Raw genomic sequence first — 21,369 nt, forward strand, 5'->3', positions numbered from 1 at the left:
CGGCGCGGGCCGTGCCGCGCGCAGGCCTTCGGCTCACGCCCCGCTGGCGACGTGCCGTCGTGCCGCTGATGCTGCTCGTGCTGTGGTCGCTCGCCTCGGCGGCGGGCTGGCTTTCGCCGGCCTTCCTGCCCTCGCCGTGGGCCGTGCTGGCGGCCGCGCTGCGGCTCGGCGCCGACGGCGTGTTGTTCGAAGCCGTGGGCATCTCGCTCTACCGGTTCCTGGCCGGCTTCGCGCTGGGCGCGGGCGTGGGCGTCGGCCTCGGCGTGCTGGTCGCGCTGTGGTCGCGCGGCGAGGAACTGCTGGACGGCACGATGCAGGCGCTGCGCGCGATTCCCTTCCTGGCGCTGGCGCCGATGTTCAGCCTCTGGTTCGGCGCGGGCGAGGCCTCGCGCATCGCGCTGGTGGCCTTCGGCGCGATGTTCCCGATGTACCTCAACACCATCTCGGGTGTGCATGCGGTCGACCGGCGGCTGGCCGAGTCGGCCCACGCGGTGGGCGTGCGCGGCTGGGGCGTGGTGCGCGAGATCGCGCTGCCCGGCGCGCTGCCCTCGATGCTGGTCGGGGCCCGGCTGTCCTTCTCGTGGGCGCTGGCGGCCCTGGTCTCGGCCGAAATCATCGGCGCGCCCACCGGTATCGGCGCGCTGATTGCGCAGGCGCGCGAGTTCGTCCAGGTCGATGTGATCTTTCTCTGCGTCGTCGTCTACGCCCTGATGGGGCTGGCGGCCGACGCGCTCGTTCGTTGGCTGGAATGGAGGTTGTTGGCATGGCGTCGGACATTCGCGGGGCAGTGACGCCCGCTTCAGGCCATCCGCTGCGTGCGGTGGTCTCGGTGCGCGGTGCGTTGCGCCGCTTCGGCGAACGCACCGTGCTGCGGCACGTCGATCTGGACATCCCGCCCGGGCAGTTCGTGGCGCTGCTCGGCCCCAGCGGCTGCGGCAAAACCACGCTGCTGCGGCTGCTGGCCGAGCTCGACCGGCCCGACGGCGGCCAGATCGACGTGCCCGCGCGTCGCGGCGTGGTGTTCCAGGATGCGCGGCTGCTGCCGTGGCGGCATGTGTGGCGCAACGTCGTGCTGGGGCTGCCGCGCAACCGCGCGCTGGCGGAGGCGGCCCTGGCCGAGGTGGGGCTGGCAGCCCGGGCCGGCGACTGGCCGGGGACTTTGTCCGGCGGCGAGGCACAGCGCGCGGCGCTGGCGCGTGCCCTGGTGCGGCAGCCCGAGCTGCTGCTGCTGGACGAACCCTTCGCGGCGCTCGATGCGTTGACCCGCCTGCGCATGCAGCAGATGGTGCTGGACCTGTGGCAGGCCCACGACCCGGCCGTGCTGCTGGTCACGCACGACGTCGACGAGGCACTGCTGCTGGCCGACCGCGTGCTCGTGATGCGCGAGGGCGTGATCGCCGTCGACCTACCGATCGATTTCGAGCGGCCGCGCCGCCGCAACGCGCCCGGCTTCGAGGCTTTGCGCGAGCGGCTGCTGGCCGAACTGGGCGTGGTGGCGCCCGACGCGGCGCGCGCGCCGCGCCCTCCCGTTTCTTCCCCCTCTCTTGTCCCCGGAGTTCAACCCCTATGAGCCATGTCGCCCTTTCCCCGCCATCGACACCGGAGGACGTGTGGTACTCGCGCTGCCCGGTCCCGACGCCCTTTGCCGTGGCGCTGAAGCTCGGCTGGCTGCACGAGACCTTCGAGGCCGCGCCCGGGCGCGACCCGCTGCCCTGGCGTTCGCTGGGCGAGTCGCGCGACGATGCGATCCGCAACGCGCACTTCACGCATGCCCGAGCCGACGTGTTCCGCCACGGCGGCAACATCCCGCCGCTGTGGGCGCGCTCCGAGGGCGCAGACACGCGCCTGATCGGCGTGTCGTGGGTCACGATGCGCCAGCAGGTGCAGGTACTGCCCGACAGCGGCATCCGCACGCCGGCCGACCTGGCGGGGAAGCGCATCCTGGTCCAACGCCAGCCCACGGCGTCGATCGACTACTGGCGCGCTTCCACGCTGCGCACCTACGAGGCGGCGCTCGCGTCCGCCGGCCTGGGCTTGCGCGACGTCGTGCTGGTGGAGCAGCGCTCGCAGGTCGGGGCCCAGAGCGGTGCCACGGCCGCGCTGTCGCCGGACGGCTCGCTCTGGACCACCGACCGCAGCCTGGCGCGCCGGCGCGAACTGCTGCTGCCCCTGGTGCGGGGCGAAGTCGACGCCATCGCCACCCAGGCGCACTACGGCGTCGAGTTCGAAGGACTCATCGGCGCGCGCACGATCTTCGATCGCTCGCTCTCTCCGCAACGTCTGGACCGCGTGAACAACGACACGCCCGACGTGCTGACGGTGAGCGCGAGCCTGGTCGAGCAGCGACCCGAGGTCGTGGAGCGGGTGCTGCTGCAACTGCTGCGCGCACGCGACTGGGCACGCGGCCACCGGGCCGAGGTGGTGCGCCTCATGGCCCAGGAGTTCAAGACCTCGGAGGCGCTGGTCGACCAGGCCTGGGGCGCCGACCTGACCGAGGGGCTGAACATCGACCTGGGCGAGGAGAACGTCGCCGCGCTGCAGTCGCAGCACGACTTCCTGCTGCACCACGGCTTCATCCGGCAGGCCTTCGACCTCGAACAGTGGATCGATCGCCGCCCGCTCGCGCGGGCCCTGGCCCGGCATGCCGAGGAGCGAATCGCACAACCCGAACCAGCCTGAAGCGCCAGCCGTTCACCCCCAACCCCTGCAATCGAGAGAGCTTTGAAATGGAAGTCTATTGGTATGTTTTCTACGTCGACGGCCAGTACCCCTGGAACGCCGGCAAGACGCGGCATGTGGACCGGCGCTACCTGAAGGCGCTGGGCTCGGCGATCGACGCCTCGGGATTCCACGGCGCGCTGGTGGCGACCGGCGCCGGCGGCGGCTGGGACCCGTGGGCCATCTCGTCCACGCTGGCCGCGCACACGGAGCGCATGCGCTTCCTGATTGCGGTGCACCCCTCGCTGCTGTCGCCGACGCTGCTGGCCAAGCAGGCCGTCACCTTCGATCACCTGTCGGGCGGGCGGCTCGACATCAACATCGTCAACGGCCACGCCGGCCTGGGCGCGGCGGGCGTGCACCTCGCGCACGACGACCGCTATGCGCACGGCGACGAGTACCTCGAGGTCTACCGGCGCATCGTGGGCGGCGGCCCCGGCCCGATCGACTTCAAGGGCAAGCACCTGGACATCCGCGGCGGCCAGCCGCTGGACGCGGCCATCCAGTCGCCGCATCCGCCGATCTGGGTGGGCGGCTCCTCCGACGTCGCCATGGACCTGGCGGCCAAGCACGGCGACGTGTATGCGAGCTGGGCCGAGCCGCTGGAAAAGCATGCCGCGCACATCGCGGCCTTCCGCGAACGCGCGGCCGGCTATGGCCGCGAGGTCGAGACCGCGATGACCATCCACGTGGTCGTGCGCGACACCGAGGAGCAGGCCTGGGCCGAGATCGACAGCATGCTCAAGCATGCCGACCAGGGCTCGGTCGATGCGCTGCAGCGCGGCCTGCGCGCCGGGCAATCGGTGGGGCAGCAGCGCGCGCTGTCGCTGCACAGCGGACAGCTGCCGCGCCATGCGCGAGACCTCGAAATCTCGCCCAACGTCTGGACCGGCTACGGCCTGCTGCGCATCGGCTCCAGCATCACGCTGGTGGGCACGCCGCGGCAGGTGGCCGACCGCCTGATCGAGTACCACAAGGCCGGCGTCGACAAGTTCATCCTGTCGCACCATCCGCTGCCGGAGGAGGCGATGCGCGTGGCCGACGACCTGTTGCCGCTGCTGCCGCTGAGCCCGGTGCCGGGCCAGCGCGAGCCCGCGCAGCGCAAGGCGCGCACCTTCAACAACCAGCTTAACGGCGTGGGGGCGAAATGAGCCGCCGGATCCGCATCGGCATCCATCCCCAGTCGCCCGCGGGCCCGGTGCTGCTGCGCGCGCCGGCCTTCGAGGCCGCACGGCAGGCGCTGGCCGACGACGTGGAGTGGGTCTGGTACGCGCACGGCACGATGACGCCGGCCCAGTTCGCCAGCGGCGCCATCGACGTGGCGCTGACCGGCGCCACGCCGCCCATCACCATCCAGGCGGCCGGTGCCGACATCGTCTACCTCGCGGTGGGACAGCCGCGGCCGCGCTCCGGTGCCATCGTGGTGCCCAAGGACTCGCCGGTGCAGCGGCTGGAGCAGTTGGCGGGCCGGCGCATCGGCTTCGCGGTCGGCTCCTGGCACACCGCCTTCGTGGCGCTGGCGCTCGACGGCGCCGGGCGCTCGTTCCGTGACATCACGCCGGTGAGCTTCGTCGACTCCGCCGGTCGCGTGGACCCCTCGGCCGTCGACGCATGGGTGGCGCGGCCGGAGGAGATCGATGCGCCCGAACTGCGCACGCTCGTCGCGGTGGGCGATGTCTGGAGCAACCGCAGCGTGAGCTTCGCGCGGCGCGAGACCGTGGCGCGGGCACCCGAAGTGCTGGGGCGCTTCGTCGCCGCGCTCGACGCCGCCGGCCGCTGGCTTGGCCGCCATCCCGCCGAGGCCGCGGCCTTGCTGGAGCAGGGCAGCCCGGTGGCACGCGATGCACTGGAGCGAGGCATCCGGCAGCAGAGCGGCGCCGAGGGCCTGGGCCCGGCCGATGCAGCCTTCGCGCAGGAGCAGCAACGCGTGGCCGACGTGCTCGCCGCCGCGGGCGTGCTCGTGGGCGTGCGCATCGGCGATGCCGTGGACAACGGCAGCGCCGCCGTGTGGGCCCATGCGCAGGAGGCCCGCCGCGAGGCGGCGCTCGGCGCATGACACCGCGCCTTTCTCTTCTTTCTTCGATTTCCCTGAACCTCTCGCTGACGAACGACCTTTCATGAACCATCGATCCAACACCCTCCCGTCGCTGCGGCGCCTGGCCTTCGGACTGCGCCGCGTGCTTGCCGGCGGCGCCCTGCTGGTGCTTGCAGGCGTCAGCGCCGCCCAAGGTGCGAAGCCCGTTGAGCTGCAGTACGGCGTGATCCGCGGCCTCACCACCTCCAATCTGGCCAAGGAGAACGGCTCGCTCGAGCGTCGGCTCGCCGAGGCCGGCACCGCGCTGGTCTGGCGCGGCCCCTATTCGGGCACGCCCTTCGAGGCGCTGAGTGCCGGGCAGGTGGACGTGACCTTCACCACCTCCACCAACGCCTCGCCGGCCATCCTCGGCAATGCGAAGTTCAGGATCTTTGCCTACCAGGCGCCCGACCTCGACGGCGAAGGCATCTGGGTCAAGAAAGACTCCGGCATCAAGGCCCTGGCCGACCTCAAGGGCCGCAAGATCGCGACGGACAAGGGCGGCTCGGGCCATCACGTGCTGCTCAAGGCGCTCGACAAGGCCGGCATCTCGCCCAAGGACGTGAAGATCAGCCACTTCGATCCCGCCGATGCGCTGGCCGCGTTCAACGGCGGACAGGTCGATGCGCTGGCGAGCTGGCGCACCTTCGGCGCCTCCGCCGAAGCCAAGGGCAATGGCGTCAAGCTCGTGAGCGGCCGCGACGTGGGCTCGGAGAACCTGCTGATCTACATCGCGCGCGAACAGTTCGCCGCCGAGCATCCGGAGGCCTTGAAGGCGGTGTTCGAGGCGCTGCGTGAATCGGCCGCGCAATCGGCCAAGGACCCGGCCGCGACCGCGGTGCTGTGGCAGAAGCTGGGCAATCTCGACGCCCAGACCGCACCGATCTTCGTACCGCCCGCTTCGCGCGAGGTGCTGCCCGTCACGCCGGCGATCCTGCCGACGCTGCAGAGCGCGGCCAAGCTGTTCGTCAAGTACCGAGTGATCCCGCGCGAGCCCGACTTCAAGCCCTTCATCCTGGACCTCGACAAGGCGCCCTGAGCGCCTGATCGGGGCTCTCAGCGCCGCTGCGTCGACAGCGCCTTCGCCAGCGCGTTTGACAGCGGCAGTGGCTCGCCATGCCACTGCGCGGCCAGCAGTTCGGCACACAGCGCGGCAAAGCTCAGGCCGCGCGAGCCCAGCGCGGTGCAGACCCAGAGGCCCGGTCGTTCTTCCAGCGGGCCGACCAGCGGCCGGCGGTCGGCCGAGGCGCAGCGGATGCCGGCCCAGGGCGTGGCCTGGTCGAACGCGTGCCCCAGCGCCGCGGCGGTGGCCGGGTGCAGCCGTTCGAGCTGCGCGCGGTTGGCCGCGTGGTCGGCGTCGCGCGGCGCGGTGTCGGTGCTGCCGCGCTCGTAGGTCGCGCCGCTGAGCCAGTGCCATGCGCCGTCGGGGCCGGGCACCCGGGGGATCAGGTGGCCGTCGCCGTTGACGGGGGTGTCGGCCAGGGCCTCGGTCGATGTGCCCCAGGCGACCTGGCCGCGCACCGGCTGCAGTGGCAGCGCGGGCGCGAAGCGCAGGCTGTCGAAGCCGGCGGCGACGACCACCCGGTCGGCTTCGGTGAGCAGGCGATCTTCCGCATCGAACAACTGCCAGCCTTGCGCCGAGGGCGCGAGCCGCGCGACGTCGACCGCCGTGCGCAGCCGGATGCCGGGCTGCGCCAGCCAGGCTGCGACCAGCGCGGCCGGCTTGACCCAGCCCCCGCGTCCGTGCCACAGCGCGGCGGCATCCGCGGGCAGGCCGGCCGCGAGCAGTTGTGGTGCGTCGGCCCGCCATGAGAGGTTCGGGCCTGCGGGCGTCCAGCCCGGCGGCAGCCGCGGCGGCGGCACCGCCGGCCGGCGTTCGAGCACGCCGCTGGCGCGCCAGTCGCGGCCCTCGACGAGCAGGTCTTCGAGCTGCTGCCAGGTGGCGCGGATGCCGGCGCGCGTGAGGCGCGAGAGCAGGGCGTCGTCGGACGAGACGTGCGGCGCGAGCATCCCCACCGGCAGGCCCGAGGCACCCGCGGCCGCATGGTCGGCGCGCTCGAGCACCTCGACCTGCCAGCCGCGCCGCGCCAGGCTCGCGGCCACGGCGGCGCCCGCGAGCCCGGCGCCGATCACGGCGCAGCGCCCAGGCGTGGCCGCTGCGGTCGCGGGCTTGCGCTGGCGCGGGGTCCACGCCGGATCGAACACGCCGCGCAGGCAGTCACGCTTGGGTGGAAAGCCGGGCGCCTTGCGCACCTGGAAGCCGAGCTGCGCGAGCGTGTCGCGCACCGCGCGCGCGATGGTCCAGGTCGCGAGGCCGGTGCCGCGCCGGGCGAAGCGCGACACGGCCTTGAGCGTGTCCGGCGACCACATGTCGGGGTTCTGCACCGGGCTGAAGCCGTCGAGGAACAGGCTGTCGGCCTCGAAGCGCTGGGCCTTGAGCATGGCCTGCACGTCGCCCACGCACACGGTGAGCAGCACGCGGCCGCCGTCGAAGGCCAGGCGGTGGAAGCCGGGCAGCAGCTCCAGCCATTGCGCGGCCAGTTCCTCGGCCAGCGGATGCAGTTCGGGATAGGCGGCGGCGGCGCGGCGCAGGTCCTCGGCGCCCACGGGGTAGGCCTCGATCGACACGAAGTGCAGCAGCGACGGGCGCGCCGGGTCGTCGCGCCAGGCCTGCCAGGTCGCGAGGAAGTTGAGGCCGAAGCCGAAGCCGGTTTCGAGGATGCGCCACTGCGCCTGGTCGGCCCAGGCGCCGGGCAGCCCGCAGCCGCCCAGGAACACATGGCGCGACTGCGCCAGCGCACCGGTTTCGGTGTGATAGATGTCGCCGAAGCGTTCGCTCAGCGGAACGCCATCGGCACGCCAGGTGACGGGTTCGGTCATGGGGGTATTGCTCCCTCTCCCTTTGGGAGAGGGCGGGGGTGAGGGCAGACGGCGTGTCCATGGACAACGCCATGCCCCCATCCCGACCTTCCCCCGGCGGGGGAAGGAGAAGACAGGTCAGGCCGAAGGCGGGACGTAGCCCTGCGCGACGTCGGCGCCGTCGCCGAAGAAATGCTTCTCCATCTGGCGCTTGAGGTATTCCCGGGCGCGCTGGTCGGCCAGGTTGAGCCGGTTCTCGTTGACCAGCATCGTCTGTTGCTTGAGCCAGGCGGCCCAGGCTTCCTTGCTGACGTTTTCCCAGAGCCGCTTGCCCATGTCACCGGGGTAGGGGGGGAAGTCGAGTCCCTCGGCTTCTTTGCCGAGTTTGATGCACTGGACCATGCGAGCCATTTGGATTGCCTTTGCGTGTGGGTTGCGGGACGGCCGTGACCGGGTCCCTTAGTTGATTTCGCTATTTAGAACTGAGAACTCGGTCGTTCCAAGTTCCTTATGCCGAATTCAGAATCGGCAGCTTCATTGATATGCCCCTTGCATTGAACAGAGAGCAGAACACCATGAGCATTCGCCGCGACTTTATCAAGCTTTCCATCGGCACTGTCCTGGCGAGCGGCATGGCCCTCACGGCCCTGCCGTCGTTCGCCCAGACGGTGAACCTGCTCAACGTCTCCTACGACCCGACCCGCGAGCTCTACGTCGACTACAACAAGGCCTTCGCCGCCTACTGGAAGGGCAAGACCGGCCAGGACGTGGTGATCAAGCAGTCGCACGGCGGCTCGGGCAAGCAGGCCCGCTCGATCATCGACGGCATCGACGCCGACGTCGCCACGCTGGCGCTGGCCGGCGACACCGACGCGCTGGTCACGCACGGCGGTCTGGTCAAGCCCGACTGGCAGAAGCGCCTGCCGCACAATTCGGCGCCCTACACCTCGACCATCGTGTTCCTGGTGAAGAAGGGCAATCCCAAGGGCCTGAAGGACTGGGACGACCTGATCAAGCCCGGCGTGCAGGTGATCACGCCCAACCCGAAGACCTCGGGTGGCGCGCGCTGGAACTACCTCGCGGCCTGGGAATTCGCCAAGCGCAAGTACGGCGGCGACGACAAGGCCAAGGACTTCGTCGGCAAGCTGTTCAAGAACGTGCCGGTGCTCGACACGGGCGCGCGCGGCTCCACCATCACCTTCGTCCAGCGCGGCGTGGGCGACGTGCTGCTGGCCTGGGAGAACGAGGCCTACCTGGCGCTCAAGGAATTCGGTCCGGACAAGTTCGACATCGTCGCGCCCTCGATCAGCATCCTGGCCGAGCCCACCGTGGCCGTGGTCGACAAGGTGGTCGACCGCAAGGGCACGCGCGCCGTGGCCGAGGAATACCTGAAGTACCTCTACTCGGACGAAGGCCAGGACATCGCCGGCCGCAACTACTACCGCCCGACCTCGGAAAAGGCCAAGGCCAAGTACGACAAGCAGTTCCCGAAGCTGACGCTGTTCACCATCGACGACGCCTTCGGCGGCTGGACGAAGGCGGACAAGGCGCACTTCGCCGATGGCGGTTCCTTCGACCAGATCTACACCAACAAGTGATCGATCCGAGAAACCAAAGAAAGCACGTGTGACTGTTTTGTTGATTGCCGGCAGCCCGACCGCCCCCTCGCGTTCATCGGCGCTGCTCGAAGCGGTGGGCCAGCGGCTCGAAGGCCGCGGCGCCCGCATCGATCGCATCGCGGTGCGCGAGCTCCCGGCGCAGCCCCTGCTGCATGCCGACTGGAACCATCCGGCCGTCCAGCGCGTGATCGCGCAGGTCGCCGAGGCCCAGGTGGTGGTGGTCGCGACCCCGGTCTACAAGGCTGCGTACAGCGGCGTGCTCAAGGTGCTGCTGGACCTGCTGGCGCAGGACGCGCTCAAGGGCAAGACGGTGCTGCCGCTGGCCACCGGCGGCAGCCCGCACCACATGCTCGCGCTGGACTATGCGCTGCGCCCGGTGCTGCAGTCGCTGGCGGCGCGGCAGATCCTGCCGGGTGTCTATGCCACCGACGCCCAGGTCACGCTCACGCCCGAGGGCGCCTACCAGGTGCACCCGGACCTGGCACGCCGGCTCGACGACGCGGCCGAGGCGCTGGCCACCGAAGGCCTGAAGTTGCCGCCGCGGCGCGGCTTCGATCCGGTGCCGTTCTCGCAGGTGCGATGTAGTTTCTGACCCGCGAGGTGACCCACCCCCGATAGCCGGCGCGCACTTCGTGTCGCTTGGCTTTCCCCCCTCAAGGGGGCAACACCAGCGGCCCGGCGAAGCCGGTTCCGCGGTGTTCCACGAACAGAGTCCCGTGCCACCGCTGGGGTGGTCATGGGGAAGGCTTTGCCTGTGTTTCGCCAAAGGACATCTCCATGCATCCCGTCAACCCCGAAGACTTCGCCATCGATTCCGAACCGCGTCCGCTGTGGCAGTCGCTGCGCGACCTCGCGCTGAGCCTGCTGGTGGTCGCGGCCATCGCCTTGATCACGGCCTTCCTGACCGCGACCTCGGCGCACGCGCAGGCCGGTGCGCAGCAGTTGCGCATCGGCTACCAGAAGTCGGCCAGCCTGTTCGTGCTGCAGAAGGCCCAGGGCTCGCTGGAGAAGAAGCTGCAGCCGCTGGGCTTCGGCGTGAAGTGGGTCGAGTTCCCGGCCGGGCCGCAACTGCTCGAAGGGCTCAACGTCGGCGCGGTCGACGTGGGCTTCGTGGGCGAGGCGCCGCCGATCTTCGCGCAGGCCGCCGGCGCCAAGTTCGTCTACTTCGGCCACGACCCGGCCGCGCCGCGCGCCGAGGCCATCCTGGTCACCAAGGACTCGCCGATCCGTTCGGTGGCCGATCTCAAGGGCAAGAAGGTTGCGCTCAACAAGGGCAGCAACGTGCACTACCTGCTGGTCAAGCAACTCGAGAAGAACGGTCTCAGTCTGTCCGACATCCAGCCGATCTACCTGGCGCCGGCCGACGGCCGCGCGGCCTTCGAAAGCAAGAACGTCGATGCCTGGGTGATCTGGGATCCGTTCCAGGCTGCGGCCGAGAAGGCCACCGGCGCGCGCGTGCTGGCCGACGGCACGCCGGGCGTGGTGAGCAACTACCAGTACTACCTGGGCGAGCGCGGCTTCGTCACGAAGAACCCGAAGGTGATCGAGGCGTTGTTCGAGGACTCGGTGTCGCAGGGCATCTGGCTCAAGAAGAACCTGCGCCAGGCCGCCGAGATCATCGCGCCGCTGCAGGGCCTGCCGGTGGACGTGGTCGAGCTGGCGCTGCGCCGCTACGAGTTCAACGTCAAGCCGCTCACGCCCGAGGTCGTGGCCGAGCAGCAAAAGATCGCCGACACCTTCTTCCAGCTGAAGCTGATTCCCAAGGCCATCAAGGTGCGCGACGCGATCGCCAACTAGGCCGCTCCCTCCTTCCAGGCCGAACCGAACAGAGAACCCACACATGACCTCCATTTCGCTCCCCCGCCGCCGCCTGATCCAGGGCGCCGCCGCCGCCATCGTGCTGCCTTCCTTCGCCGCACTGGCACAGCCGCCGGCACGCACGCTGCGCATCGGCAACCAGAAGGGCAACCTGAGCCTGCTCAAGGGCCGCGGCACGCTCGAGAAGCGGCTGGCGCCGCTCAACGTGTCGGTGAAGTGGACCGAGTTCACGGCCGGCCCGGTGCAGCTCGAAGCGCTCAACGTCGGCTCGATCGACTTCGGCGACGTGGGCGAAGCGCCGCCGATCTTCGCGCAGGCCGCGGGTGCGCCGCTGGCCTACGTGGCCGCCACCGTGCCGCGCCCCGCCTCGGAAGCGGTGCTGGTGCCCAAGGGCTCGGCGCTGCGCACCGTGGCCGATCTCAAGGGCAAGAAGATCGCGCTCAACAAGGGCAGCAACGTCCACTACTTCATCGTCAAGCTGGCCGAGAAGCACGGCCTGGCCTACACCGACCTGAACCTCGTCTACCTGCCGCCGGCCGATGCGCGCGCGGCCTTCGAGAAGGGCTCGGTCGACGCCTGGGTCATCTGGGACCCCTTCCTGGCCGCCGCCGAGAAGACGCTCGACGCGCGCGTGCTGGCCGACGCCACCGGCGTGGTGGGCAACCGCGCCTTCTACTTCTCCTCGCTCGACTACGTGGCGAAGAACCAGGACGTGCTGAGCATCGTGACCGAGGAGATCAACAGCATCGACAAGTGGGCCGAAGCCAACAAGGACGCGTTCTCGTCCGAACTCGCCGCGCTGTTGGGCCTGCCCAAGCCCGTGCTTGACCTGTCGGTGAGCCGCGGCCGCTACGGCACCGGCCCGATCACCAAGGCCATCCTGGCCGAGCAACAACAGATCGCCGACACCTTCTTCGCGTTGAAGCTGATCCCCAAGAAGATCAACGTGCTCGAGGCCGCCGCGGCCAGCATCGCCTGAGTCCGTCGCCATGCAATTCTTCTGGTTCCTTCCCACGCACGGCGACACCCGCTACCTCGGCAGCGCCGAGGGCGCACGGCCGGTCGAGCTGTCGTACCTGCAGCAGATCGCCGGCGCCGCCGACCGCCTCGGCTACGAGGGCGTGCTGATCCCCACGGGCCGCTCCTGCGAGGACCCCTGGGTCATCGCCTCGAGCCTGATCGGTGCGACCACGAAGCTCAAGTTCCTGGTCGCGGTGCGCCCGGGCCTGCACCAGCCCAGCCTGGCCGCGCGCATGGCCGCGACCTTCGACCGGCTCTCGGAAGGCCGCCTGCTGGTGAACCTCGTGACCGGCGGCGACCAGACCGAGCTCGAGGGCGACGGCGTGTTCCTCGACCATGCCTCGCGCTACGAGCAGTCGGCGGAGTTCATCCGCATCTGGCGCGAGATCCTGGCGCGCAGCCACGACGGCCAGAGCTTCGACTACGAAGGCAAGCACCTGACGGTCAAGGGCGCCAAGCTGCTGTACCCGCCGGTGCAGACGCCGTACCCGCCGGTGTGGTTCGGCGGCTCCTCCGAGGCCGCGCACGAACTTGCTGCCGAGCAGGTCGATGCCTACCTGACCTGGGGCGAGCCGCCGGCCGAGGTCGCGAAGAAGATCGCAGACGTCAAGGCGCGTGCAGCGAGCAAGGGCCGCAAGGTCGCGTTCGGCATCCGCCTGCACGTGATCGTGCGCGAAACCGACGACGCCGCCTGGCAGGCCGCCGAGGATCTGATCAGCCGCGTCGACGACGCCACCGTGATCCGGGCCCAGGCCGCCTTCGCGAAGATGGACTCCGAAGGCCAGCGCCGCATGGCCGCGCTGCATGCCAAGGGCGCCAAGCGCACCCGGGCCGACCTCGAGATCTCGCCCAACCTCTGGGCCGGCGTGGGCCTGGTGCGCGGCGGTGCGGGCACGGCGCTGGTCGGCGACGCCAAGACCGTCGCCGCACGCATCGAGGAGTACGCGGCGCTGGGCCTGGACAAGTTCATCCTCTCGGGCTACCCGCACCTCGAGGAGGCCTACCGCTTCGCCGAGCTGGTGTTCCCGCTGCTCTCCTACAAGACGAAGGCACGGCTGGCCGGCGGCCTGCCGACCGGGCCCTTCGGCGAAGTCGTGGCCAATCTCGACGCGCCTTCGCGTCTGGCTTCGCAAAGCTGAGGACGGCCATGACCGAACAAGTGCAGAAACTGCCGGCTGTCGCCGCCAATGGCGCGGGAGGCGCGCTCAAGGGCTTCGCCGTGAATGTCGCGAAGCGGCTGATTCCCTGGCTCGTGCCCGTGGGGCTGATCGTGTTCTGGCAGATCGCATCCTCCTTTGGCTGGCTGTCGACGCGCGTGCTGCCGGCGCCGGTCGACGTGGTCAAGGCCGCGTGGACGCTGACCGTCTCGGGCGAACTCTGGACCCACGTGAAGGTCAGCGCGGGCCGTGCGCTCGCCGGCCTCGCGATCGGCGGCGGCGCGGGCCTGGCGCTGGGCCTGCTGACCGGCTCGGTGAAGTTCGCCGAGACCCTGCTCGACTCCACCATCCAGATGGTGCGCAACATCCCGGCGCTGGCGCTGATCCCGCTGGTGATCCTGTGGTTCGGCATCGACGAGACCGCCAAGCTGTTCCTGATCAGCATCTCGGTGTTCTTCCCGATCTACCTCAACACCTTCCACGGCATCCGCAACGTCGACCCGCAGCTCATCGAGATGGGCCGCACCTACGGCCTCACGCGCTGGCAGCTCTACCGCGAGGTGATCCTGCCGGGCGCGCTGTCGTCGATCCTGGTCGGGCTGCGCTTCTCGCTGGGCCTGATGTGGGTGATCCTGATCGTGGCCGAGACCATCTCGGCGCAGGCCGGCATCGGCTACCTCACGATGAACGCCCGCGAGTTCCTGCAGACCGACATCGTGCTGGTCGGCATCCTGCTGTACGCGCTGCTCGGCAAGCTGGCCGACCTGTTCGCGCGCGGCCTCGAGCACTGGTGGCTGCGCTGGCACCCCGGCTACCAATCCAAGTGACGGAAAGACCCCCATGACCTCATCGCTTTCCTTCACCCGCCGCGGCGCGCTCGGCACGCTGGCCGCGCTCGGTGCGGCATCGGCCTTCGCGCAGCAGGGCCACAGCACGGTGCGCATCGGCTACCAGAAGTCGTCGACGCTGATCGTGGTGCTCAAGACCCAGGGCACGCTCGAGCAGCAGCTCGCGCCGCTGGGCGTCAAGCCCAGCTGGCACGAGTTCACCAGCGGCCTGCCGCTGCTCGAGGCGCTGAACCTCGACAACCTCGACTTCAGCGCCGACGTGGCCGACACCGTGCCGGTGTTCGCGCAGGCGGCCGGTGCGCAACTGACCTTCGTGGCGCAGGAAGCGCCGTCGCCCGCGGCCCAGGCGATCGTGGTGCGCGAGGACTCGCCCATTCGCACGGTGGCCGACCTCAAGGGCCGCAAGATCGGCTTCGCCAAGGCGGCGGGCGTGCACTACCTGCTGATCGCCGCGCTCGACAAGGCCGGCCTGTCCTTCAAGGACATCGAGCCCGCCTACCTGACACCGGCCGACGGCCGTGCGGCCTTCGAGAAGGGCGCGATCGACGCCTGGGTCGTCTGGGACCCGTTCCTCTCGGCCGCCCAGCGCCAGTCGAAGCTGCGGGTGCTGGCCGACGGCACTGGCATCGCTTCGTACCAGCGCTACTACCTGGCCAGCACCAAGTTCGCGACCGCGCGGCCCGACGTGCTGCGCGTGCTCTATGCCGAACTGGCGAAGGCCGGCCGCTGGGTCAAGCAGTACCCGAAGGACGCGGCCGCGCTGCTCGCGCCGGTGTGGGGCATCGACGCTGCCACGGTGGAGCAGGCCAACGCCCGGCGCAGCTACGCGGTGCGCCCGGCCGTGGCCGAGGGCCTGGCCGAGCAGCAGAAGATCGCCGACGCCTTCTTCGCCGAGAAGCTGCTGCCGCGCAAGCTCAACGCGCTCGACGTGCCGCTGTTTCAACCAGGAGCCGGCGCATGACGACCGTATCGAACGAACCTTTGATCGCCGGCGGCGTGAAGCTCGAAGTGCGCGGCGTGCACAAGCGCTACGGCGCGCGCGAAGTGCTGCGCAACACGCAGCTGAGCATCGAGCCCGGCCAGTTCATCGCCATCGTGGGCCGCAGCGGCTGCGGCAAGAGCACGCTGCTGCGCCTGGTGGCGGGCCTCGAAGCGGCCACCGAAGGCACGCTGGCCACCGACGGCCGCGCCATCGACGGCCTGCACGACGACACGCGGATCATGTTCCAGGAAGCGCGCCTGCTGCCCTGGCGTCGCGTGCTCGACAACGTCACGCTGGGCCTGCCGACCGACCTGCGCGAACGCGGCCGCGAGGTGCTGGCCCAGGTCGGCCTGGCCGATCGCGAGAACGAATGGCCGGCGCGCCTGTCGGGCGGCCAGCGGCAGCGCGTGGCGCTGGCGCGCGCGCTCGTGCACCACCCGCGGCTGCTGCTGCTCGACGAGCCGCTGGGCGCGCTGGACGCGCTCACGCGCATCGAGATGCACCGGCTGATCGAGAACCTGTGGCAGCGCCACCGCTTCACCGCGCTGCTGGTCACGCACGACGTGCAGGAAGCGGTGGCGCTGGCCGACCGCGTGATCCTGATCGAGGACGGCCGCATCGCGCTCGACGAGAACATCGCACTGGCGCGCCCGCGCTCGCAGGGCGACCCGGCCTTCGCGGCCATCGAGAAGCGCATCCTCGACCGCGTGCTGCAGAAGCCCGGTACGGCCGAGTCCGAGAACCCCGACGACCGTTGGCTCACCACCCCCGCGCACGCGTTGCGCTGGGCGGTCTGAACACTTTCATCCAAACAAAAGGCACACACATGTCCAACACCTGGAAATTCGAAACCCTGTCGGTCCACGCCGGCTACTCGCCCGAGCCGACCACGCGCGCGGTGGCGCCGCCGATCTACCAGACCGTGGCCTATGCCTTCGACAGCGCGCAGCACGGCGCCGATCTGTTCGACCTCAAGGTGCCGGGCAACATCTACACCCGCATCAACAACCCGACGCAGGACGTGCTCGAACAGCGCGTGGCCGCGCTCGAGGGCGGCATCGCGGCGCTGGCCGTGGCCTCGGGCCAGGCCGCCGTGACCTACGCGATCCAGACCATCGCGGAAGCCGGCGACAACATCATCAGCAGCACCGCGCTGTATGGCGGCACCTACAACCTGTTCGCCCACACGCTGCCGCAGTTCGGCATCACCACGCGCTTCGCGGACCACCGCGATCCGGCGAGCTTCGAGAAGCTGTTCGACGAGAAGACCAAGGCGGTGTTCGTCGAGTCGCTGGGCAACCCGGCCGGCAACGTGACCGACATCGCGGCCATCGCCGAGATCGCGCACCGCCACGGCGTGCCGCTGATCGTCGACAACACCGTGCCCTCGCCGTACCTGAGCCGGCCCATCGAGCACGGCGCCGACATCGTGGTGCACTCGCTGACCAAGTACCTGGGCGGCCACGGCACCAGCATCGGCGGCGCGATCGTCGACTCGGGCAAGTTCCCCTGGGCCGAGCACAAGGAACGCTTCAAGCGCCTCAACGAACCCGACGTGAGCTACCACGGCGTGGTCTACACCGAGGCGCTGGGCCCGGCCGCCTTCATCGGCCGTGCGCGCGTGGTGCCGCTGCGCAACACCGGCGCGGCCATCTCGCCCTTCAATGCCTTCCTGATCCTGCAGGGCATCGAGACGCTGGCACTGCGCATGGACCGCATCAGCAGCAATGCGCTGGCGGTGGCGCAGCACCTGAAGGCGCACAAGGCCGTGAACTGGGTCAACTACGCGGCGCTCGAAGACCACCCCGACCATGCGCTGGCGCAGAAGTACTTCGGCGGCAAGTCGAGCGGCGTGCTGACCTTCGGCATCGGCAGCGGCCGCGAAGGCGGCGCGAAGTTCCTTGATGCGCTCAAGCTCTTCACGCGCCTGGTGAACATCGGCGACGTGCGCTCGCTGGCCACGCACCCGGCCTCGACCACCCACCGGCAGCTCAACCCCGAGGATCTGGCCAAGGCCGGCGTGACCGAGGACACGGTGCGCCTGTCGGTCGGCATCGAACACATCGACGACCTGCTGGCGGACCTCGACGTCGCGCTGGCGGCGGCCTCCTGAACGCCTTGCAGAAACGACCATGACCACGCTCAACACCATCCCCGAAGCTGCGCTGGACCAATTGTTCCGCGCGGCCCGCACGGTGCATGCCTTCCGGCCCGTGCCCGTGACCGACGAACTGATCCACCAGCTTTACGAGCTCGTGAAGTGGGGCCCGACGGCCTTCAACGCCCAGCCGGCGCGCTATGTGTTCGTGCGCAGCGAGGAGGCCAAGGCAAAGCTCAAGCCGGCGCTGTCGGCGGGCAACAGCGCGCAGACGCTCGCGGCCGGCGTGACGGTGATCGTGGCGCACGACACGCGCTTCTACGAGCACCTGCCCACGCAGTTCCCGGCCTACGACGCCAAGCCGATCTTCGAGAACAGCGCCGAGGCCGCGCAGGCCACGGCCTTCCGCAACAGCAGCCTGCAAGGTGCCTACCTGATCCTCGCGGCGCGCGCGCTGGGCCTCGATGCGGGCCCGCAGTCGGGCTTCAACGCCGCGCTGGTCGACCAGGCCTTCTTCCCCGACGGCCGCTACCGCACCAACTTTTTGCTCAACCTGGGCGTGGCCGACCCCAGCGGCACCTTCGAACGCGGGCCGCGACTGGCCTTCGACGAAGTGGCCGAGATCGCCTGACCCGCCGCGCCGCATTCATTTCGTTCATTCCCGCTTCAACCCGAAAGAGAAATCACCATGTCCATCCAAGCCATCAACGTCCGCAATCAGTTCAAGGGCAAGGTCAAGGAAATCATCCGCGGCGACGTCGTCTCCGAAGTGGATGTCGAGACCCCCTGGGGCATCGTCACCTCGGTGATCACCACGCGCTCGGTCGACGAGCTGCAACTCAAGCCCGGCTCCGACGTGGTCGCGCTGGTGAAGTCGACCGAAGTCTCGATCGCCAAGCTCTGAGCGCGCGCGGCCCGCGAGGCGATCTCGCGGGCCGCGGCGTTGCGCTTCACATCGCAGGGCCGCCGCACCTCATGCAGGCGTGCCCTGCTGCGGCAACGGCACCTGCAGCCCCACCTTCAGGCAAGCGAGGGCGACGGAGGTGCGAAAGCGCCGCACGTTGTCGTCGCCCCGCAGCAGCCGCTCGGCGAGCGCGTCGTAGTCCGCCATGGACGCGACGTTGATGATCAACAGATAGTCCGCCTCGCCGGTGATGGCGTAGCACTGCTGGACCGCGGGCTCCGCCGCGATGCGTGCGCGCAGGCCCGCGGTGCGCAAGGGGTGTTCGTCGTGCACGTGCACCTCCACCGTCAAGGTCAGCGGCCGGCCCAGCTTGACCGCGTCGAGCACGGCCACTTCGGCGCGGATGACGCCGCTTTCCCTGAGTCGCTGGATGCGCCGCTGCACGGCGGGTGCCGAGAGGTGCACCGCCTGCGCGATCGCGCGCTGCGGCACGGTGTTGTCGCGCTGCAGGATGTCCAGGATCGCGAGGTCGATGCTGTCGAGGGAAGAGGGGTCGTGGGGCGGCATGGGGCAGGGTGAGCGAAAGTTGCGTGAGGCGCTTGGAAATACAAGAAAAAGCAAGCAGTCCACGCAATACATTGTCTCCAATGTCTTCGACCCGCACCGCCTCGCTCATTCCCTTTCTCGCCATCCTCGGCGCCGTCGTCTGTCTCGGCCTGGGCACCTCCTGGGCCAAGAACAGTCTTTTCCCGGCCCTCGGTGCCCAGGGCACCACCGCGCTGCGCATCGGCTTCTCCGCGCTGTTCATGCTGCTGCTGTGGCGCCCCTGGCGCAAGCCCGCGAGCCGCGCGGACCTGCGCGTGATCGCCTGCTATGGCGCGGCGCTGGGCGCGATGAACCTGGCCTTCTACATGTCCTTGCGCACGCTGCCTTTCGGCATCGCCGTGGCCATCGAGTTCTCGGGCCCGCTGGCGGTCGCGATCTTCTCGTCGCGCCGGCCCATGGACTTCGTGTGGGTGCTGCTCGCCGTGTGCGGCCTGGGGCTGCTGCTGCCGCTCGGCCACGACGTCAGCACGCTCGACCCGGTCGGTGTCATGTACGCACTGGCGGCGGCGGTCTGCTGGGCGACCTACATCGTCTTCGGCAAGCGCGTCGGCCACCTGCCCACGGGCCAGACCGTGTCGCTGGGCCTGACGATGGCCGCGCTGGTGGCCATACCTTTCGGCGTGGCGCATGCCGGCGCGGCGCTGCTGTCGCCGTCGCTGCTGCTGGTCGGCCTCGGCGTGGCCATCCTCTCGAGCGCCATCCCGATCTCGCTGGAGATGATGGCGCTGCGGCGCCTGCCCCGGCATGCCTTCGGCATCATGATCAGCATGGAGCCCGCCGTGGCCGCCATCCTGGCGCTGGGCCTGCTCGGCGAACAGCTGAGCCTGTCGCAATGGCTGGCGATCGGGCTCATCGTGGGCGCCTCGATGGGCAGCGCCATGACGGCCGGCCGGTCCGCCAGGCGCGCGGCCAGGCCGGTGCTCGTGCAGGACGGGGTGTCCTGAGCTTGCGCCAGGGTCCGATCGCTCGATCGGACCCGCTGGCGGGCCCGGTGGTGCGCCATCGCGTATGGAATACTCCGACGCGATCGAGGGGCCTGTCGCGTGCCTCTGCCGCCGAGTGACCGAATCCATGCCCAAACCCACCAAATCAGAAATCGACGCCGACATCATCGACCGCGCCTCGGCCCTGTTCGCCAGGCACGGTTTCGACCATACCTCGCTCCAGCAGATCGCCGATGCCGTCAATTACTCCAAGGCCGGCCTGCTGCATCACTTTCCGAGCAAGCTCGCGATCTACGCCGCGGCGATCGACACCGTGCGGGCCCACATGCAGGAGGTGCGCGCCAGCACGGCGCACATTCCGGTCGGCATCGAGCGCGATCGGGCGCTGGTGGAGCGCGCGGTGCAGTTCACCTACGACTGGCCCGGCGTCTCGACGTTCGCCAGCCGTATCGCCGAGAACGAGCCCGACGGCGATCCGCAGCTGGTGGAGATCGGGCTCATCCTCTACGAGGCGCTCGGCATCGATCTGAAGAAGCTCGACATGGAGCGCATCGTGCGCGTGACAGGTGCGTTCACCGCGCTCAGCGTCACGGCCCTGCAGGCGGTGCATGCAGACCTGAAACGCGAATGGCGACCGCACATCGTCCAGGTCGCGATGGACGCGCTGGGCCATGGCAAACGCCGCGCCACGAAGTGAACGCGCGTCGCGCGCCTGGAGCCGGCGGCGCGCCGATGGCGCTCAGGCGCTCGCCCGCTGCGCCTGCGCCGCCGCGCGCAGGCACTGGACCAGCATGCCGGCCGCGGGCGACAGCCGCGCACCGCGGCGCGTGACGATGCCGTAGGCCTCGTGGCGCGAGCGGATCTGCAGCGGCAGCCGCCGCGCGATCTGGTGCTCCTCGCAGAAGTCCATGGTCGCCGCGGCCATCAGCGCCACCGCCTGCGGGTCTTCCTTGAGCAGCAGCATGGTGGCCAGCGAGGACGCGGTCTCGATCGGGTAGGGCGGCAGCGGCAGCCCCGCCTCGAGGAACTCGCGTTCCAGCAGCTGGCGCAGCGGCATGTTGCCGGGGTAGAGGATCCATCGGCTCTTGCCCAGTTGCGCGAGCGTCACGCGGCGCGCATTGGCAAGCGCATGCTGCGGCCCGACGGCCACCGCCACCGCCTCGTCCAATAACGGTTCGTAATCGAACTGCTCGGCCTGGCTCGACACCGTGGTGCGGCAGATGGCCAGGTCGAGCCGGCCCTCGTTGACCTGGTTGAGCAGCTCGATGCTGATGTTCTCGCGCACGTCGATCGACAGCGCGGGCTGCAGCCGGCGCAGCTCGGACAGCGCGCCGATCAGCACCGAGTGCAGCGCGCCCGTGATCGAGCCCACCGCCACGCGCCCGCCGCCGCCGCGCAGCACGCCGTCGATCTCTTCGCGCAGGTGCCCGAGGTCGGCGTCGATCAGGCGGGCGTAGCGAATGATGCAGAGCCCCAGCTCGTTCGGGTGCACGCCCTTGGGCGTGCGCACGAACAGCTCGGTGCCGAAGGTCAGCTCGATCTCGCGCAGCGCCTTGGTCAGGCCGGGCTGGGTCAGGCCCATCCGGTCGGCCGCCTTGTGCAGCGAGCCGCATTCCTCCAGGGCGATCAGCAGCGACAGCTGGCGAAAGCGCAGGCGGGAGGAGATCGAGGAAAGGCTGGGAACCATGGGGGGATCACTCGAAGTTATTGCCGGATCAACAG

Annotated in this window: 23 protein-coding genes; 19 read left to right on the forward strand and 4 right to left on the reverse strand. The window is 69.9% G+C overall.

Going from position 1 to position 21,369, the window contains the following annotated elements; translation table 11 throughout:
- The first annotated feature begins 11 nt into the window (after positions 1-11).
- From K0H49_RS16120 to K0H49_RS16145, 6 genes are all read left to right on the forward strand, one after another.
- Complete coding sequence (locus K0H49_RS16120) at positions 12-791, forward strand: ABC transporter permease (RefSeq protein ID WP_219214463.1); 780 nt, start codon at positions 12-14, stop codon at positions 789-791.
- Positions 764-1,570, forward strand: coding sequence for an ABC transporter ATP-binding protein (locus tag K0H49_RS16125; RefSeq protein WP_257624913.1), 807 nt, complete (start codon positions 764-766; stop codon positions 1,568-1,570). Before K0H49_RS16120 ends, K0H49_RS16125 begins: the two co-directional genes overlap by 28 nt.
- Positions 1,567-2,679: an ABC transporter substrate-binding protein gene (locus tag K0H49_RS16130; protein WP_219214469.1), complete on the forward strand. Its 1,113-nt coding sequence runs from the start codon at positions 1,567-1,569 to the stop codon at positions 2,677-2,679. The genes K0H49_RS16125 and K0H49_RS16130 overlap by 4 nt, the downstream gene beginning before the upstream one ends.
- 47 nt (positions 2,680-2,726) lie before the next feature.
- On the forward strand, positions 2,727-3,869 hold the full coding sequence (locus K0H49_RS16135) for an LLM class flavin-dependent oxidoreductase (RefSeq protein ID WP_219214515.1): 1,143 nt from the start codon (positions 2,727-2,729) through the stop codon (positions 3,867-3,869).
- Positions 3,866-4,774, forward strand: a complete 909-nt coding sequence (locus K0H49_RS16140) for an ABC transporter substrate-binding protein (RefSeq protein ID WP_219214517.1) — start codon at positions 3,866-3,868, stop codon at positions 4,772-4,774. Before K0H49_RS16135 ends, K0H49_RS16140 begins: the two co-directional genes overlap by 4 nt.
- A gap of 61 nt (positions 4,775-4,835) precedes the next feature.
- Positions 4,836-5,831 (forward strand): aliphatic sulfonate ABC transporter substrate-binding protein, encoded by a 996-nt coding sequence (locus K0H49_RS16145; RefSeq protein ID WP_219214519.1) that lies wholly within the window; start codon positions 4,836-4,838, stop codon positions 5,829-5,831.
- A gap of 17 nt (positions 5,832-5,848) precedes the next feature.
- Here the strand turns inward: K0H49_RS16145 and mnmC are convergent, their stop codons facing one another.
- Both mnmC and K0H49_RS16155 read right to left on the reverse strand, forming a co-directional pair.
- On the reverse strand, positions 5,849-7,672 hold the full coding sequence (gene mnmC / locus K0H49_RS16150; protein WP_219214522.1) for an FAD-dependent 5-carboxymethylaminomethyl-2-thiouridine(34) oxidoreductase MnmC: 1,824 nt from the start codon (positions 7,670-7,672) through the stop codon (positions 5,849-5,851).
- Between the two features lie 117 nt (positions 7,673-7,789).
- Positions 7,790-8,062, reverse strand: coding sequence for an oxidative damage protection protein (locus tag K0H49_RS16155; RefSeq protein WP_219214524.1), 273 nt, complete (start codon positions 8,060-8,062; stop codon positions 7,790-7,792).
- Positions 8,063-8,226: 164 nt separating this feature from the next.
- Here K0H49_RS16155 and K0H49_RS16160 point away from each other — a divergent pair, with 164 nt between their 5' ends.
- The 11 genes from K0H49_RS16160 to K0H49_RS16210 all read left to right on the forward strand — a co-directional run bounded on the left by K0H49_RS16160 (position 8,227) and on the right by K0H49_RS16210 (position 18,097).
- Positions 8,227-9,249, forward strand: a complete 1,023-nt coding sequence (locus K0H49_RS16160; RefSeq protein WP_183026463.1) for a sulfate ABC transporter substrate-binding protein — start codon at positions 8,227-8,229, stop codon at positions 9,247-9,249.
- A gap of 28 nt (positions 9,250-9,277) precedes the next feature.
- Positions 9,278-9,862 (forward strand): NADPH-dependent FMN reductase, encoded by a 585-nt coding sequence (ssuE, locus tag K0H49_RS16165; RefSeq protein ID WP_219214526.1) that lies wholly within the window; start codon positions 9,278-9,280, stop codon positions 9,860-9,862.
- Between the two features lie 185 nt (positions 9,863-10,047).
- Positions 10,048-11,067 carry a sulfonate ABC transporter substrate-binding protein gene (locus K0H49_RS16170; protein ID WP_219214528.1) on the forward strand — a complete coding sequence of 340 codons (1,020 nt, stop codon included), beginning with the start codon at positions 10,048-10,050 and terminating at the stop codon, positions 11,065-11,067.
- A gap of 43 nt (positions 11,068-11,110) precedes the next feature.
- On the forward strand, positions 11,111-12,067 hold the full coding sequence (locus tag K0H49_RS16175) for a sulfonate ABC transporter substrate-binding protein (RefSeq protein ID WP_219214530.1): 957 nt from the start codon (positions 11,111-11,113) through the stop codon (positions 12,065-12,067).
- A 10-nt stretch (positions 12,068-12,077) separates the two neighbouring features.
- Positions 12,078-13,247, forward strand: coding sequence for an FMNH2-dependent alkanesulfonate monooxygenase (gene ssuD, locus K0H49_RS16180; protein ID WP_219214532.1), 1,170 nt, complete (start codon positions 12,078-12,080; stop codon positions 13,245-13,247).
- A gap of 8 nt (positions 13,248-13,255) precedes the next feature.
- The gene (gene ssuC / locus K0H49_RS16185; protein ID WP_219214535.1) at positions 13,256-14,092 is read left to right on the forward strand and encodes an aliphatic sulfonate ABC transporter permease SsuC; all 837 of its coding nucleotides are present in this window, start codon (positions 13,256-13,258) and stop codon (positions 14,090-14,092) included.
- 13 nt (positions 14,093-14,105) lie between these two features.
- On the forward strand, positions 14,106-15,074 hold the full coding sequence (locus K0H49_RS16190; protein WP_219214539.1) for an aliphatic sulfonate ABC transporter substrate-binding protein: 969 nt from the start codon (positions 14,106-14,108) through the stop codon (positions 15,072-15,074).
- Positions 15,071-15,892, forward strand: a complete 822-nt coding sequence (locus K0H49_RS16195) for an ATP-binding cassette domain-containing protein (protein WP_219214541.1) — start codon at positions 15,071-15,073, stop codon at positions 15,890-15,892. Before K0H49_RS16190 ends, K0H49_RS16195 begins: the two co-directional genes overlap by 4 nt.
- 29 nt (positions 15,893-15,921) lie before the next feature.
- A complete protein-coding gene (locus K0H49_RS16200; RefSeq protein ID WP_219214544.1) occupies positions 15,922-17,208 on the forward strand; it encodes an O-acetylhomoserine aminocarboxypropyltransferase/cysteine synthase family protein in 1,287 nt (428 codons plus the stop codon).
- Positions 17,209-17,227: 19 nt separating this feature from the next.
- Positions 17,228-17,824: a malonic semialdehyde reductase gene (locus K0H49_RS16205; protein WP_219214545.1), complete on the forward strand. Its 597-nt coding sequence runs from the start codon at positions 17,228-17,230 to the stop codon at positions 17,822-17,824.
- A gap of 57 nt (positions 17,825-17,881) precedes the next feature.
- Positions 17,882-18,097: a TOBE domain-containing protein gene (locus K0H49_RS16210; protein ID WP_183026473.1), complete on the forward strand. Its 216-nt coding sequence runs from the start codon at positions 17,882-17,884 to the stop codon at positions 18,095-18,097.
- A 69-nt stretch (positions 18,098-18,166) separates the two neighbouring features.
- Here the strand turns inward: K0H49_RS16210 and K0H49_RS16215 are convergent, their stop codons facing one another.
- Entirely contained in the window at positions 18,167-18,664 is a 498-nt protein-coding gene (locus K0H49_RS16215; protein ID WP_219214547.1) for an Lrp/AsnC family transcriptional regulator, read from the reverse strand.
- An 80-nt stretch (positions 18,665-18,744) separates the two neighbouring features.
- Here K0H49_RS16215 and K0H49_RS16220 point away from each other — a divergent pair, with 80 nt between their 5' ends.
- A complete protein-coding gene (locus K0H49_RS16220; RefSeq protein ID WP_219214549.1) occupies positions 18,745-19,647 on the forward strand; it encodes an EamA family transporter in 903 nt (300 codons plus the stop codon).
- A 127-nt stretch (positions 19,648-19,774) separates the two neighbouring features.
- Complete coding sequence (locus K0H49_RS16225) at positions 19,775-20,344, forward strand: TetR/AcrR family transcriptional regulator (RefSeq protein WP_219214551.1); 570 nt, start codon at positions 19,775-19,777, stop codon at positions 20,342-20,344.
- 42 nt (positions 20,345-20,386) lie between these two features.
- Here K0H49_RS16225 and K0H49_RS16230 read toward each other — a convergent pair whose 3' ends face one another.
- Positions 20,387-21,334, reverse strand: a complete 948-nt coding sequence (locus tag K0H49_RS16230; protein ID WP_219214556.1) for a LysR family transcriptional regulator — start codon at positions 21,332-21,334, stop codon at positions 20,387-20,389.
- Between the last annotated feature and the right edge of the window lie 35 nt (positions 21,335-21,369).

The sequence above is a fragment of the Variovorax boronicumulans genome (assembly GCF_019352895.1).
GTDB lineage: Bacteria > Pseudomonadota > Gammaproteobacteria > Burkholderiales > Burkholderiaceae_C > Variovorax > Variovorax boronicumulans_A.